At 72.4% G+C, this 14,193-nt stretch carries 10 protein-coding genes; all 10 read right to left on the reverse strand.

Annotation, left to right across the window (positions count from 1 at the left end; genetic code table 11):
- Positions 1–274: 274 nt before the first annotated feature.
- The 10 genes from ACPXBU_RS34310 to ACPXBU_RS34355 all read right to left on the reverse strand — a co-directional run bounded on the left by ACPXBU_RS34310 (position 275) and on the right by ACPXBU_RS34355 (position 13,794).
- Positions 275–2,380: a ThuA domain-containing protein gene (locus ACPXBU_RS34310; protein WP_425761343.1), complete on the reverse strand. Its 2,106-nt coding sequence runs from the start codon at positions 2,378–2,380 to the stop codon at positions 275–277.
- A 75-nt stretch (positions 2,381–2,455) separates the two neighbouring features.
- The gene (locus ACPXBU_RS34315; RefSeq protein ID WP_425761344.1) at positions 2,456–5,308 is read right to left on the reverse strand and encodes a PQQ-dependent sugar dehydrogenase; all 2,853 of its coding nucleotides are present in this window, start codon (positions 5,306–5,308) and stop codon (positions 2,456–2,458) included.
- A gap of 215 nt (positions 5,309–5,523) precedes the next feature.
- Positions 5,524–6,591 (reverse strand): polyprenyl synthetase family protein, encoded by a 1,068-nt coding sequence (locus tag ACPXBU_RS34320; RefSeq protein WP_425761345.1) that lies wholly within the window; start codon positions 6,589–6,591, stop codon positions 5,524–5,526.
- Positions 6,588–8,003, reverse strand: a complete 1,416-nt coding sequence (locus ACPXBU_RS34325) for an alkaline phosphatase family protein (RefSeq protein WP_393364318.1) — start codon at positions 8,001–8,003, stop codon at positions 6,588–6,590. Before ACPXBU_RS34325 ends, ACPXBU_RS34320 begins: the two co-directional genes overlap by 4 nt.
- Positions 8,000–9,199 (reverse strand): metabolite traffic protein EboE, encoded by a 1,200-nt coding sequence (gene eboE, locus ACPXBU_RS34330; protein ID WP_393364321.1) that lies wholly within the window; start codon positions 9,197–9,199, stop codon positions 8,000–8,002. The genes ACPXBU_RS34325 and eboE overlap by 4 nt, the downstream gene beginning before the upstream one ends.
- Positions 9,199–10,056, reverse strand: a complete 858-nt coding sequence (locus ACPXBU_RS34335) for a TatD family hydrolase (RefSeq protein ID WP_393364323.1) — start codon at positions 10,054–10,056, stop codon at positions 9,199–9,201. The genes eboE and ACPXBU_RS34335 overlap by 1 nt, the downstream gene beginning before the upstream one ends.
- 1 nt (position 10,057) lies before the next feature.
- On the reverse strand, positions 10,058–10,666 hold the full coding sequence (locus ACPXBU_RS34340) for an EboA domain-containing protein (protein WP_425761346.1): 609 nt from the start codon (positions 10,664–10,666) through the stop codon (positions 10,058–10,060).
- A gap of 56 nt (positions 10,667–10,722) precedes the next feature.
- Positions 10,723–11,697 carry a sugar phosphate isomerase/epimerase family protein gene (locus ACPXBU_RS34345; RefSeq protein ID WP_425761347.1) on the reverse strand — a complete coding sequence of 325 codons (975 nt, stop codon included), beginning with the start codon at positions 11,695–11,697 and terminating at the stop codon, positions 10,723–10,725.
- Positions 11,694–12,644, reverse strand: a complete 951-nt coding sequence (locus ACPXBU_RS34350; protein WP_425761348.1) for an SCO3242 family prenyltransferase — start codon at positions 12,642–12,644, stop codon at positions 11,694–11,696. Before ACPXBU_RS34350 ends, ACPXBU_RS34345 begins: the two co-directional genes overlap by 4 nt.
- Positions 12,628–13,794, reverse strand: coding sequence for an inositol-3-phosphate synthase (locus ACPXBU_RS34355; protein ID WP_425761349.1), 1,167 nt, complete (start codon positions 13,792–13,794; stop codon positions 12,628–12,630). Before ACPXBU_RS34355 ends, ACPXBU_RS34350 begins: the two co-directional genes overlap by 17 nt.
- Positions 13,795–14,193 lie beyond the last annotated feature (399 nt).

Consider the following 14,193-nt stretch of genomic DNA (forward strand, 5'->3'; position numbering starts at 1 on the left):
CATCGCCCGACAGCTCTACCGCACCATCACCACCCACCACCGCACCTCTTGACAACCCCCACTCACAGATCGGCGCGGCGGTGGGGTGGGCAGGGCGCGGTGGAGTGGGGTGGGGTGGGGTGGGGTGGGGTGGGTGGGGTGGGGTGGGTGGGGTGGGTGGGGTGGGGTGGGTGGGGTGGGGTGGGTGGGGTGGGGTGGGGTGGGCGCGGTGGGGTGGGTGGGGACGGGCAGGGTAGGGCCGACGCCGTGGCGTCGGCCCTGCCCTGCCCGGTGGTTAGGGCAGGGTCCACTTCTGGTTGGCCGCGCCGAGGCAGGTCCAGAGGTGTACGGGGGTGCTGTCCGCCGAGTTGTTGCCGGAGACGTCGAGGCACTTGCCCGACGACGGGTTGCGCAGGGTGCTGTCGGACTGGGCCGCCCAGTTCTGCGCGGCGCTGCCGTTGCAGTTCCAGAGCTGGATCTTGGTGCCGTTGGCGGAGGCGCCACCGTTGACGTCCAGGCACTTGCCCAGCGCCTTGATCGTCGAGCCGGACACGGTCCAGGTCTGCGCCGCGCCTCCGTTGCAGGTGTAGAGCTGGATCTGGGTGCCGTCGGCGGTACCTCCGCCGCGCACGTCCAGGCACTTGCCCGCCAGACCCTTGATCGGGCCGACCCCGGGAGTGCCGCCGCCGCCCTTGACCAGTGTGAAGTCGTCCAGGTCGAAGAGCCCCGTGCCGCTACCGGTGAAGGTGAGATAGAGGTTCTGGGTGCCGGACGGGACGTTGGCGAGCGTGGTGGTGACGTTGGCGTACGTCGACCAACTGCCGGTGTTCGGCACCGCCACCGAGCCGAGCACCGGGCCGGTCGCCGAGCCGGTGCGCACCTGGATGGTGCCGCCCGCCCCGCCGGAGACGACCCGGGCCGTGAACGAGGTGACGCCGGTCAGGTTGACCCCGTTGTACGCGGCCCAGTCACCCGGCTCGATGTAGCCCAGGGTCTGCCCGCCGTTGGCGCCCTCCTTGGCGAACGCGGAGACGCCGTTGGCCGAGCTGAACGCCTCGGCCTGGATCGTGCCGGTGGGCGTCGGAGTGGTGCCCAGTTCCTTGATCCGGATGTTGCGGAAGAAGGTGTCGTCACCGGTGCCGTGGTTCTGGATGCCGATGTGGCCGGCGAGCGAGCGGACCGGGTCGGTGTTGGTGAAGTCGTTGATCTTCACCCCGTTGAGGAGGACCTGTAGCCGTTCCCCCTCGACCAGCAGCTCGTAGGTGTTCCACTCCCCCGGCGCGTTGAGCGCCGCGTCCCGGGCGGCGATGTCGGCCGCCTTGTACGTGTAGATCGCGCCGGTGGTGCGGTCGACCGCGTCGGTGGCGTCGATCTGGACCTCGTAGCCGTTGTTGATCGCCGACTGCGGGTCACTCGACGGCGGGAAGCCGATGAAGATGCCGGAGTTGTCGTCCCCGGCGAGCTTCCAGTCCAGCTTCAGCGAGTAGTTGGTGAACTGCTTGGCGTTGTACCAGAACAGCCCCATGCCGCCCACCGACGTCAGGGTGGCGTCGGAGTTGGTGAAGCTGCCCGGGCCGGCCTGCGACCAGCCGGTCGTCGAGCCGTTGTAGAGCGGGGTGTAGCCGGTCTCCGGACGGCAGTCGGCCTTGCTCCGACCGGCGGCGTACCGGATGCCACCAAGCAGGTGGGTCCGGAACGCCGGCTCCGCGTACGACGCCTGGGTGTGCCCGGCCCCGGTGTAGAAGGACCGGCCGCCGCTGTAGCTCTTGCACCAGCTCAGCGGGTGGTCGGCGCCCATGCCGCCACCGGAGTACGACGACTCGTCGAGCGTCGCCAGCACGTGGGCGGTCGAGCGGGCGTTGGTCCGGTAGTTGTACCACTCGTCGGTGCGGGTCCAGGTCTGCGGCAGGTGACCCGTCGCGGCGTGCGCCCGGTCCTCCACCTTGACGTTTGCCTGCTGGATCGCCGGGTGCGAGGCGAACCACGCGCCCACCAGGTTGCCGTAGAACGGCCAGTCGTACTCGGTGTCCGAGGCCGCGTGCACGCCCACGTACCCGCGACCCGAGCCGATGTACGACTCGAAGGCGGTCTGCTGGCCGGCGTCGAGCACGTCTCCTGTGGTGTTGAGGAAGACGACGGCCTCGTACTGGGCGAGGTTGGCGGTGGTGAACACGGCCGCGTCCTCGGTGGCGGTGACCGTGAAGTTGTTCGCCGCGCCCAGGTCACGGATGGTCTGGATGCCGGCCGGGATCGCGTCGTGCCGGAAACCGGCGGTCTTGGAGAAGACCAGCACGTCGTACGGGGCGTCGGCGGCGCTGGCCGGGCTGGCCGGGGTGGTGCAGGCGATGACGGCGAGGGCGGCCAGGCCCGCACCGAGGACGGGGCGCAGGAGTCTGCGCATATCGCTCTCCTAACTGTGGTTAGGAAGGGCCCCCTGCCCAACCGTAGGCGAAGACAGGGGGCCCCACCACTCAGCTCAGGGCAGGATCCACTTTTGGTTGGCGGCGGCGGTGCAGGTCCACAGGCGAACCGCGGTGCTGTCGGCGGAACTGTTGTCGGAGACGTCGAGGCACTTGCCGGACCCGGCGTTGCGGAGCGTGCCGTCGGCCTGCGCGGCCCAGTTCTGCGCCGCGGTCCCGTTACAGGTGTAGAGCTGGATCTTGGTGCCGTCGGCGGTGCCGGCGCCGGCGACGTCCAGGCACTTGCCCAACGACTTGATCGTGGAGTTCGGGGTGACAGCCCAGGTCTGCGCCGCGCTGCCGTTGCAGGTGTAGATCTGGATCTGCGTGCCGTCGGCGGTGGCGGCGCTGCGCACGTCCAGGCACTTGCCACCCAGGCCCTTGATCGGGCCACTCCCGCCGGTGGCGGTGCCGGTGACGAACGTGAACGCGTCCAGGTCGTAGAGCGCCCCGGTGCCCGACCCGGCGAAGGTCAGGTACAGGGTGGTCGTACCCGTCGGCGGGCTGGTGATCGTGCCGGTCACCGTCGCGAAGGTCTCCCAGCCGCCGGTCACCGGGACCGTGGCCGAGCCGAGCACGGTGCCGGTGGCCGAGCCGGCCCGGACCTGGAGGGTGCCACCGGCGCCCGCCGAGGAGACCCGGGCGTTGAACGAGGTCACGTTGCCCAGCCGGTACGGCTGGAACGCGATCCAGTCGCCGTTGTTGATGTCGCCGACGGTCTTGCCGCCCTCGGCCGTGGCCTTGCTGAACACGTTGATCCCGGACGAGGTGCCGAAGAACTCGGCCTGCCGGTGCCGCGGCGGCAGCGTGTGCTGGGTGTGCGTGGTCAGGCCACCGGCGTCGGTGTACTCGGCGTCGAAGATCGCGAAGATGTTCGCCGCGTCGTCGTGCTCACCGTCGACCGGGATGGTGATCGAGCCGGAGCACCCGGTCTTCGAGGTGATCTGGTGTCCGTGCTGGTCGTGCCCGAGCACGTAGGTCATCTTGACCTTCGTGCAGTCGATCGTGCCGTCCTCCGGGTCGGTCACCGTGATGCTGTACGGCACCGTGTCGCCGAAGCTGAACAACTGGCCGTTGCCGGGGTTGTTGATGGTGACGGTGGGCGCGGTGTTGCCGACGCTGATCCGTACGCTGCTGCTGCCGGTGGCGCCCTGCGCGTCCCGCACCGTCAGCGTGGCGGTGTAGGTGCCGTTCGTGGAGTACGTCTTCGTCGGGTTGGCGGCGGTCGAGGTGGTCCCGTCACCGAAGGCCCACGAGTACGTCAGCGCGCCGCCCTCGGGGTCGGACGAGCCCGCCGAGGAGAAGGTCACGGCGAGCGGCGCCGCACCGGAGGTCCGGTTGGCGCTGGCCACGGCCGTCGGTGCCCGGTTGCCGCTGCCGACGTAGTCGAAGCGGTAGAGCGCCGAGTTGGCGTCGCCGTTGAAGTAGCCGGTGCCGTAGTCGAGCACGTAGTACGCGCCGTCCGGGCCGAACGCCGAGTCCATCACCTGCTTGCCGACCCACGGGAACGTGTCGATGGTGCCCCGGGAGCCGTCGGAGTTGACGTGGATCGGCTTGATCCAGCCCCGGCCGAACTCGGTGGCGAAGAACTGCCCGTCGAAGGACTGCGGGAACTTCGTGGTGGAGGTCGACGAGGCGTTGTACCGGTAGACCGGGCCGCCCATCGGCGACTCGGAGCCGCCGCCGAACTCGGTCGGGGTGCCGGCGTCGCCGGCGTACCGGATCCACGCCGGCTGGGCCGGCGGGAGGGTGGTCAGGCCGGTGTTGCGGAACGAGTTGTTCGTCGGCCCGCTGGCGCAGTTGTACTTCGCCCCGCTGGCGTTGCTGGCGAAGTCCCACTCGTTGTACGTCTCGGTGGAGGTGTTGGTGCCGGTGCAGTACGGCCAGCCGTAGTTGCCAGGTGCGGCGACCCGGTTGAACTCCACCTGGCCGGACGGCCCACGGGTGGAGCTCGTGGTGCCGGCGTCCGGCCCGTAGTCACCGACGTAGACGACCCCGGTGGCCTTGTCCACGCTGATCCGGAACGGGTTGCGGAACCCCATCGCGTAGATCTCCGGCCGGGTCCTGGCCGTGCCGGGCGCGAACAGGTTGCCCGAGGGGATGGAGTACGTGCCGTTGGCGTTCACCTTGATCCGCAGGATCTTGCCGCGCAGGTCGTTGGTGTTGCCGGCGCTGCGCTGGGCGTCGTACGCCGGGTTGCGGTTGCTCCGCTCGTCCAGGGGCGAGTAGCCGGCGGACTCGAACGGGTTGGTGTCGTCGCCGGTGGACAGGTAGAGGTTGCCGGCGGCGTCGAAGTCGATGTCCCCGCCGACGTGGCAGCACAGCCCACGGTCGGCCGGCACGTCGAGCACGTCGACCTTGCTCGACTGGTTGATCGTGAAGTCGGCGTTGAGGGTGAACCGGGAGAGGCGGTTCACTCCCTGCCAGGCGGAGAAGTCGGTGCCGGTGGCCGGCGCGTCGCCGCCGGGGGTGGAGAGGGGCGGCGCGTAGTAGAGGAAGATCTGTCGGTTGCTGGTGAAGTTGGGGTCGACCCCGACGCCCTGCAACCCCTCCTCGTCGTGGTTGTAGACCGACAGGGTGCCGACCACGGAGGTGGTGCCGTTCGCGTCGGTGCGGCGCAGGGTGCCGTTGCGGGCGGTGTGCAGGACGGAGCGGTCCGGCAGCACGGCCAGCGACATGGGCTCGCCCATGTCGGTGACGCCGCGGGCCAGCTCGACCTGCTGGAAGTCGGTGGCGACGATCGTGTGCGCCTGCGCGGGAGCCGAGCCGGCGGCGAGTGCGACACTGCCGGCGGCGACCGCCAGCAGCAGCGCCGATCCGGCGGAGGACCATCGTCGGGAACGATGGTGTGGAGCGTCCTTCATGGACATGTGTGCTGCCCCTTCCTGACGAGTGACTGCCAGGCGGGCGCGCGCCGTCGCGCCGGTGCCGTAGCGGTGAGGGTGGTCGATGTGTTACCGCGCCGCCGGTTCACCTCGATGAAACATTGTGGTGTTGGTCACGACACTAAGTTGTGGGTGTCGATGTGTCCATACCTTCCGGTGATTCCGCGCCAACTTTCGTCGATCTGTTCGAAAGTGGCCGATCACGCGTGGCGGTCGATCGCCTGTCCGGCCAGCGCGACGAGCGCCGCACGCGCCTCGTCCGCCACCATGGCGCTCTGCAGGGCACCGAGCGCTGCTTCGGTCCGGACCCGGATCATCTGCTCGATCCGTCCCAGGGCACCGGTTTCCTCGATGATCGCGCGCAGCTCCGCCGCGCCGTCGGCGTCCAACGCCGGGTTGCCGAACAGCTCCCGCAGCCGGATGGTCTGCGACCGGTCGGCGGCACTGCGGGCCAACGCCATCATCACCGTGGGCTTGCCCTCACGCAGGTCGTCCAGGACCGACTTGCCGGTGATCGCCGGGTCCCCGAAGACGCCCAGCACGTCGTCGCGGAGCTGGAACGCGTCACCCAACGGGTCACCGAACTCGCCCAGCGCGGCGATCAACTCCGGCCCCGCGCCGGCCAGGGCCGCACCGATCTGCAACGGCCGGGTCACCGTGTAGCGGGCGGCCTTCATCCGGATCACGGTGAGCGCGCTGGCCACCGAGCCGTCACCCACACCCGAGACCAGGTCCAGGTACTCCCCCGCGATCACCTCGGTCCGCATCAGCGCGAACACGCCGTACCCGCGGTGCACCTGCTCGGTGCTCAGCCCACACTCGTGGAACATCTGATCCGACCAGGCGGCGCACAGGTCCCCGCAGAGCAGGGCGGTGTTGCGCCCGTACGCCTCCGGGTCGCCGCGCCACGCCGAGCGGGCGTGCAGGTCGGCGAAGAGCCGGTGCACCGACGGCTCGCCCCGGCGGCGGTCGCTGCCGTCCAGGATGTCGTCGTGGATCAGCGCGAACGCGTGGAACAGCTCAAGCGCCGCCGCGGCCACCACGATCGGGGTGCTGTCGGCGGCCCCCGCGCCGCGCCAGCCCCAGTAGCAGAACAGCGGACGTAACCGCTTCCCGCCCGCCAGCACGAACCGTTGCAGTGCGGTGAACACCCCGCGTGGCGCGCCGTCGGGCCAGTCCGGGCCCTGCCGTTCGAGGAACCCGGCCAGCTCCGCGTCGAACCGTGCCCGCAGCCCGCTGGCGTCGGCGGGTGCCACGGTCACCGTCACGACCCCTCCCCCGGCCCGGTCGAACGGTCGCCACCCAGCCCGGCCAACTCCAGCAGCAGCGCCTTGACCTCGGTCGCCGCGATCTTGTCCCGGGCCGCCGCCGGGTCGGAGCAGAGCAGCACCGGAGCGTCCGCCGGGTCGTCCGGCAGCCGCCCGTGCGAGCCCTTCACCGCCCGCGCGCCGGCGTCCAGGCCGACAGCGCTCATCAGGTACCGCATGCCGATCTTCTTGCGGGCCAGGGCCACCCCGGCGCGGGCCTTCGCGGCACCGGGGTTGGCCGGGTCGAAGAACAGCTCGGCGGGGTCGTACCCCGGCTTCCGGTGAATTTCCACGAGCCGCGCGAAGTCCGGCGCGCGGTCGTCGTCCAGCCAGTAGTAGTAGGTGAACCAGGAGTCCGGCTCGGCCACCAACACCAGCTCACCGGCGCGCGGATGGTCCAACCCGTGTGCGGCCTTGCCCTCGGCGTCGAGCACCTCGGCCACCCCGGGCAGGCCGGCGCAGAGTTTCGCCACCGCCGGCACGTCGGCCGGGTCCTTGACGTAGACGTGCGCGATCTGGTGGTCGGCGACCGCGAACGCCTTCGACGTCCACGGGTCGAGGTATTCCATGCCGGCCTGGGTGTGCACGTGCAGCAGCCCCTCGGCGCGCAGCAGCCGGTTGACGTCCACCGGCCGGGACACGTCGGTGATGCCGTACTCCGACAGCACCACCACCGTGGCGTCCCGGGCGCGGGCGGCGTCCAGCAGGGGCCCGAGCACCGCGTCCAGCTCGGCCGCCGCGGTGGCGGCCTGGGCCGACGACGGGCCGAACCGTTGCAGGTCGTAGTCCAGGTGCGGGACGTAGACCAGGGTGAGATCCGGTGACACGTCGGACAGGATCTGCTCGGCCGCCTGGCAGATCCACCGCGACGACGGCAGTCCGGCCGTCGGCCCCCAGTAGGTGAACAGCGGGAAGGTGCCCAGCCGGCCGGTGAGCGCGTCGTGCAGCTCCGGCGGGTCGGTGTAGCAGTCCGGTTCCTTGCGCCCGTCGGCGTAGTAGACCGGGCGGGGCGTCACCGTCCAGTTGACGTCCGCGCCCATGGCGTACCACCAGCAGACGTTGGCGACGGTGTAGCCCGGCTCGGCCTTGCGGGCCGCCTGCCAGAGCTTCTCCCCGCCGACGAGCGCGTTGTGCTGCCGCCACAGCAACACCTCGCCCAGCTCCCGGAAATACCACCCGTTGCCGACGATCCCGTGCCCGCTGGGCGTCTCGCCGGTGAGGAACGTGGACTGCACCGAGCAGGTCACCGCGGGCAACACGGTGCCCAACTCGGCCCGGAAGCCGCCGTCGGCGACCCCCCGCAGCCGGGGCATGTGCGCCAGTAGTCGTGGGGTCAACCCCACCACGTCGAGGACCACAAGTCGCCGGCTCATCGCGTCACCCCCATGCTCACGGTTCGGTCTGTGGTCAGGCCGAGGCCGACCAGTTCGTCTCGGGCGAAGGCCAGCTCGGCGGCGATGCCGGCGGCCAGCTCCGCGTCGGTGCCGGGCCGTCGGGCGGCCGGCAGCACCCCCCAGGTGTACGTCTCGACGTCGAGGTGGTCGCAGCCGGCGGTCGGGCCCTCGAAGAGCGCTCTCAGGGCTGCGCGGAGCACCGGCAGGGTCGAGCTGAGCGGCTCCTCGGGTGGGGCGTGCAGGGGCACGTGGTAGTGCACCCGCCACGGGCCGGGCAGCGCCCGGTCCAGTGCCTCGTCCAGGTCGTCGGCCGCGTACGTCGGGTCGGCCGGGTCGGGCCGGCCCGCACAGCCGGCGCCCCGGGTCTGGTGCAGGAAGCGCGGCTCCACCCAGCGGCGCAACGCGTCGACGCCGCCGACCGGGTCGGCCGCCTCGACGGCGGCGGAGACCTGCACCTTCACCACGGGCAGCCCGGCCGCCCGCAGTCGTTGCAGTGCCTCCGCCGGGTCCTCCCAGGCACAGGCCAGGTGGGCCAGGTCGACGCAGACACCCAGCCGCTCGGTGTCCATCCCGGACAGCAACGCGGCGGCCTGACCGGTGCTCTCCACCACGCAGCCCGGTTCCGGCTCGAACGCCACCCGCACCTCGCGGCCGGTGTCGCGCTGCACGGCGGCCAGGCCGGCGGCCAACTGGTCCAACCGGCCCCGGGCCGCGTCGGCCGAAGCGGTGTCCCAGGGGTGACGCCAGGCCAGTGGCAGCGTGGAGATCGAGCCCCGGGCGGCGTCGTCGGGCAGCAGGTCGGCGAGCACCCGGGCCAGATTCACTGTGTACGTGAGGCGCTGCTCGGTGGTCCAGTCCGGGTGGTAGACGTCCTGCTTGACCACCGGCGCCTGGAAGGCCGCGTACGGGAAGCCGTTGAGGGTCACCACCTCCAGCCCCCGCGCGGTCAGCTCGGAGCGCAGTCGGCGACGCAGCGTCGGGTCGGCGGCCAGCTCGGCGGCGACCGGGGCGGCCAGCCACAGGCCGAGGCCCAGCAGGTCACTGCCGAGCGCCTCGCGCACCGGCACGGCGTAGGTGTCCAGTTGACCGAGGATGCCGGCGAGATCCTCGGCGGGGTGCACGTTCGTGCAGTAGCCGAGATGGACGGTCTCGCCGCCGGCGTGTCGCAGCCGCATCAGCTGCCGCCGCGCAGGATCGAGTTGCCCGTCTGCGGGTCCACCTTGGCGGCGACGTCCAGGTCGCTGAGGTCGAGCCGGCCGGACTGCCCGTAGAACTCCACCGGGTTGCGCCACAGCACCGCGTCGACGTCGTCGTCACTGAACCCGGCCAGCAGCATCGCCTCACCGGTGGCCCGGGTCAGCAGCGGGTCGGAGCGCCCCCAGTCGGCGGCGGAGTTGACGAGCATCCGTTCCGTGCCGTACTCGCGCAGCAGCTCGACCATCCGCTGCGGGGTCATCTTGGTGTCCGGGTAGATGGAGAAACCCAGCCAGCAGCCGCTGTCGCGGACCAGCTTGACGGTCACCTCGTTGAGGTGGTCGACCACCACCCGACCCGCGTCGATGCCGGACTCGGCGACCACGGCGAGGGTGCGCTCGCACCCGCGCGCCTTGTCCCGGTGCGGGGTGTGCACGAGCGCCGGCAGGTCGTACGCCACGGCGAGGGCGAGCTGCGCGGCGAACGCCTCGTCCTCCTCCGGCGTCATCGAGTCGTACCCGATCTCGCCGACCGCCACCACCGCGTCCTTGTCCAGGTAGCGGGGCAGCAGGTCGAGGACGGGGCGGCAGCGCGGGTCGTTGGCCTCCTTGGGGTTCAGCGCGATCGTCGCGAAGTGCCGCACCCCGAACTGCCCGGCCCGGAACGGCTCCCAGCCGATCAGCGAGTCGAAGTAGTCGGTGAACGAGGCGGCGCTTGTGCGCGGCTGACCCAGCCAGAACGCCGGCTCCACCACGGCGCGTACGCCGGCGGCGGCCATCCGTTCGTAGTCGTCGGTGGTGCGTGAGGTCATATGGATGTGCGGGTCGAAGATACGCATGTCACGCCTCCCGGGGCAGTGCGGCGGTGAGCCGGTCGAGCAGGTCGGTGGCGTCGGCGGGCAACTCCCGGCCGGCGGCGTGCCGCTCGGCGGCAAGCGCCGCCAGCATCGCGGCCAGTTCCCCGTCGGCACGGGTCTCCAGGTCGGCGACCACTGCCAACGGCACACCGCTGAACACGCACTTGAGCACCGCCTGCCGCCAGGCGGCCGGAGTGAGGTGCCGGGCGTACGGGCCGAGGGCCGCGCCGACCAGCCGGGTGTCGTTGGTGCGGATCGCGTCGTGCAGCAGCGGCACCCCGGCGGCGCCGATCGGCAGCAGCGGCAGGGCCCGCAGCACGGCTCGGCGCTCGCCCGCGTCACCGTGCTGGTAGAGGCTCTCGGCGTACGCCGCGTGGTCGCCGGGCAGGCTGGTGAGCAGCAGCACCCGAGCCGCGTCGTCGGCGGTCCAGCCGGGGGCGTCGGGCAGCGCGGCCCGACCGCACCGCCGGCCGGCGGCGGGGAAGAGCCGGGTGATCGCGGTGGGCTCGACCGCGACCCGGCTCAGCGCCGTGTCCAGCCAATCGGGATCGGGTACGCCTCGCAGCGCGGCCCGTAGTGAATCCGGTGTCATCCCGTCTCCTCCCTCGTGCTGCTCCAGGTGCCCCACCATCACCCTTTGCTCTGCACCTATATGTGCGCCGGAGCCTCGTCAGCTGGTGTCGCCTCGGTGGGTGTCGCCTCGGCGGGTGCAGAGCAAAGAGGGCTGGCAGAGTGGTCACCGGTGGCCGTCGCGGCGGCCGCGCGCAGGAAATCGATGGACCGGGCGGCCACGTCCGGTGCGGCGTGCGAGTCCCGGGGCAGCTCCACGGCGACCAGGCCGCGGTAGCCGGCCTCGGCCAGGGCCGCCAGCACCGGCGGGAAGTCGATCTCGCCGGTGCCGAACTCCAGGTGCTCGTGCACACCCCGGCGCATGTCGTCGATCTGCACGTTGACCAGGTGGTCGGCCACCTCGGCGACGCACTGCGGCACCGGCCACGGCTCCAGGCAGCGGCAGTGGCCGATGTCGAGGGTGATGCCGAAGCGGGCCGGGTCGCCGAGGGCCGCGCGCAGCCGACGCCAGTCGGCGATGTCCTGCACCAACATCCCCGGTTCGGGCTCGAAGCCGAGGGTGACGCCCGCGCTGTCGGCCGCGTCGACAACAGTGGCGCAGCCGGCGACCAGCCGGTCCCAGGCGCACTGCGGCGACACGGTTTCCGGTCGGACACCGGCCCAGAACGAGACCGCCTCCGCGCCGAGGTCCGCGCCGATCCGGACGGCCCGGCGCAGGAACTCGATCCGCCGCGTCGGGTCGTCGTGCAGCAACGTCGGGGCGTGCTTGTGCCACGGGTCGAGCAGGTAGCGGGCCCCGGTCTCGATCACCACCGCCAGACCCAGCTCCTCCAACCGCCGGCCGAGGACTGCCACCCGGCGGGCGAGTCCGGGCGCGAACGGGTCCAGGTGGTCGTGGTCGAGGGTGAGCGCGACTCCGTCGTACCCGAGGTCGGCGAGGACGGCGAGCGCGTCGTCGAGCCGGTGGTTGGCGAAGCCGTTCGTGCCGTACCCGAGGCGCAGCGTCGTGGCGTCGGCCGCCGGCGGCGCGGATCGGGGCTGGGGGACCGTCATGTCGGGGAGACTTTCCGGGCCAGGCGTCGACCCAGCGGCGCGGCAGCCGCGACCGCCACGCCGAGCAGGCCGGCGCCACCGCGCGCGGTGAGCGCACCCTGGAGGGCGGGCAGGCCGGTGATCCCGGCGCCGACGGCGGCGCGAACCCGTCCGGCCGACGGGTCCCGGATCACCTCGGCCTGGGCCGCGCCGTAGCGGGCGGCGTACCACCCGGCCAGCACGGCGGGTAGCACGGCCGCGACCCGGGCCGATCGGGTGCGACCCGCGCCCGCGCCGACCTCGGCGGCCGGGCCCTGGGCGGTGGCCTCGCTCCGGTCGGCGGCTCGGGCGGCCACGCGTCGGGCGTGCGGGATGGCGGCGCTGGCGGCGACGAGCGCGGTGCCCGCGAGGGTGCGCATCGGCAGCGCGGCGTCGGCGCCGCTGACCTCCCGGCGGGACAGCGCGGTGACGGTCCAGGTGTGCGCGGCGACGGTGACCGCCGCCGGCAACGCCCTGGTCAGCCGGCCGCCGGACGCGCCGAGCAGCACATCCAGCCCCCGGCAGGCGGCCATCACGGCCGGACCGGCGGCGGTGTTCTTGGCCAGCAGGTCGTACCCCCAGATGGTGGCTGCCAGCGGCACGGCGAGCGCGGCGGCGCGGCGACCGCCCGCGACGGCGGCCAGGCCGACGCCGGCGGCCGTGAGGCCCGCCGCGAGACCGACCGCGGCGGCCGGGGTGATCCGCCCGCTGGGGATCGGCCGCTCGGGCCGCTCCACGGCGTCCAGACCCCGGTCGGCCCAGTCGTTGGCGGCCATGCCGGCCCAGTAGAGCAGCACCGACGCGCCGGCCAGAGCGGGGGTACGCGGACCCAACGCGCCGGCCGCCGCCGCTCCGGCGACCACGTCGCCGGGCACCGAGAGCGCGGCCGGTGCCCGGACCAGCTCGGCGAGGTCAGCCAGCGTGGTCATCGGAACCGTCCCCGCCACCGTGCAGGAGCCGGGTGAAGTCGGTCAGCCGGGCCCACTGCTCGCCCAGGGAGTGGCTGGGCGAACCCAGCGGGTCCTTGAAGAAGAAGCCCAGCTCGGTCAGCGGCCCCACGTGCCCGGCGGCGTGCGCGGCGGCGGTGAGCCGGGCCAGGTCGAGCACCAGCGGCGCGGCCAACGCGGAGTCGCAGCCGTGCCAGGTGAACTCCATCCGCATGCCGGTGCCGAGGAAGCCGGCGAAGGTGATCAGATCCCAGGCGGTCTTGAAGTCGCCGAGCTCCTCGACGTACTCGATGCGGGTGCCGCCCTGCGGGACGTAGCCCAGCGTCTCGCCGAGCACCCGCTGCTTGCTCTGCACCTTCGCGGCGTTGGCGGCCGGGTCGGCGAGGGTGGCGCCGTCGCCACCGCCGAGCAGGTTGAACCCGGACCAGGAGCGCACGTCCAGGTTGCGCATCGCGAACATCGGCGCGAGCACCGACTTGACCAGGGTCTCCCCGGTCTTGCCGTCGTGCCCGGCGTACGGCAGGCCGGCCTCGTCGGCGAGCGCGGCGAGCGCGGGCAGCCGCAGCCCGGTGGACGGGGTGAAGTCGACGAACGGGCAGCCGGCCAGCACTGCCGCGTACGCGTAGAGGGAGCTGACCGGCAGCACCTCGTCCGGGCCGCTGAGCGCGGCGCGCAGCGCGTCGGGGTCGGCGTGCCCGGGGTGCGGTGGCGGGGTGGGTTCGGTGGCGGAGACGTTGACGACCACCACCCGGTCCAGCCCGTGCCGCTCGCGGAAGCTGATCAGGTCGCGGACCACGGCCTCGGCCCGGTCGGCCTGGGTGTCGCCCACGGGTGCGGGGCGCAGCTCCTGATCGACCACGCCCAGCTCGTCGCGGAGCGCGGCGACCAGCCGCCAGGGGATGACGCCGGCGTCGGCGAGCGCCTCGGCGCGCTTGCACAGCGGGGTGGTGGCCAGGTCGTGTCCGCCGAAGACCAGATCGGCGAAGGCCGGCAGTGCCGGGCCGCGCAGCTCGGGAAGCTCGGTGACGCAGCCGGTGGGCCCGGCCAGGCCGGCCCGCAGCGCGAGCCCCCCGACGATGCTGGTGGTCGCGACGGACCCGCGCGCTCCTACCAGCCAGACACCTGTTCGCATGGTGCTCCTTCCCCAATCACGAGGAACCGTCGGTACCGCTAAATATAGGAATATCAGAATAAGTTTCGGAAAGATATGGGCCGTGCCTGGATGGGCCCCGTCCGCCCGCCCCGCACCGGGATGACACCGGTTTCCGACGACGGCGTCGGCGGCGACGACGCCGGACCGGCTCCCGGTACGGGTGCGGGCAGACGGGGCTGGTAGGCAGGGTCGGGTCGGCGTCTCGACCCTGCCTCCCCCGAATCCGGTCTCCACCGATGGGTGGCGGTCCTCCGGTGCGGCCGGGGAATCCCGGTCCGGTCGCACCGGACGACCGTCCTGCTCGTGCGCCACCGGGCCGTACGGCCCGGCTGCACGCTCTCCGCTGCCGACCTCGTCCCGGCCGCGGGGCGCAATCCG

It is taken from the genome of Micromonospora sp. DT231 (assembly GCF_049847025.1).
GTDB lineage: Bacteria > Actinomycetota > Actinomycetes > Mycobacteriales > Micromonosporaceae > Micromonospora.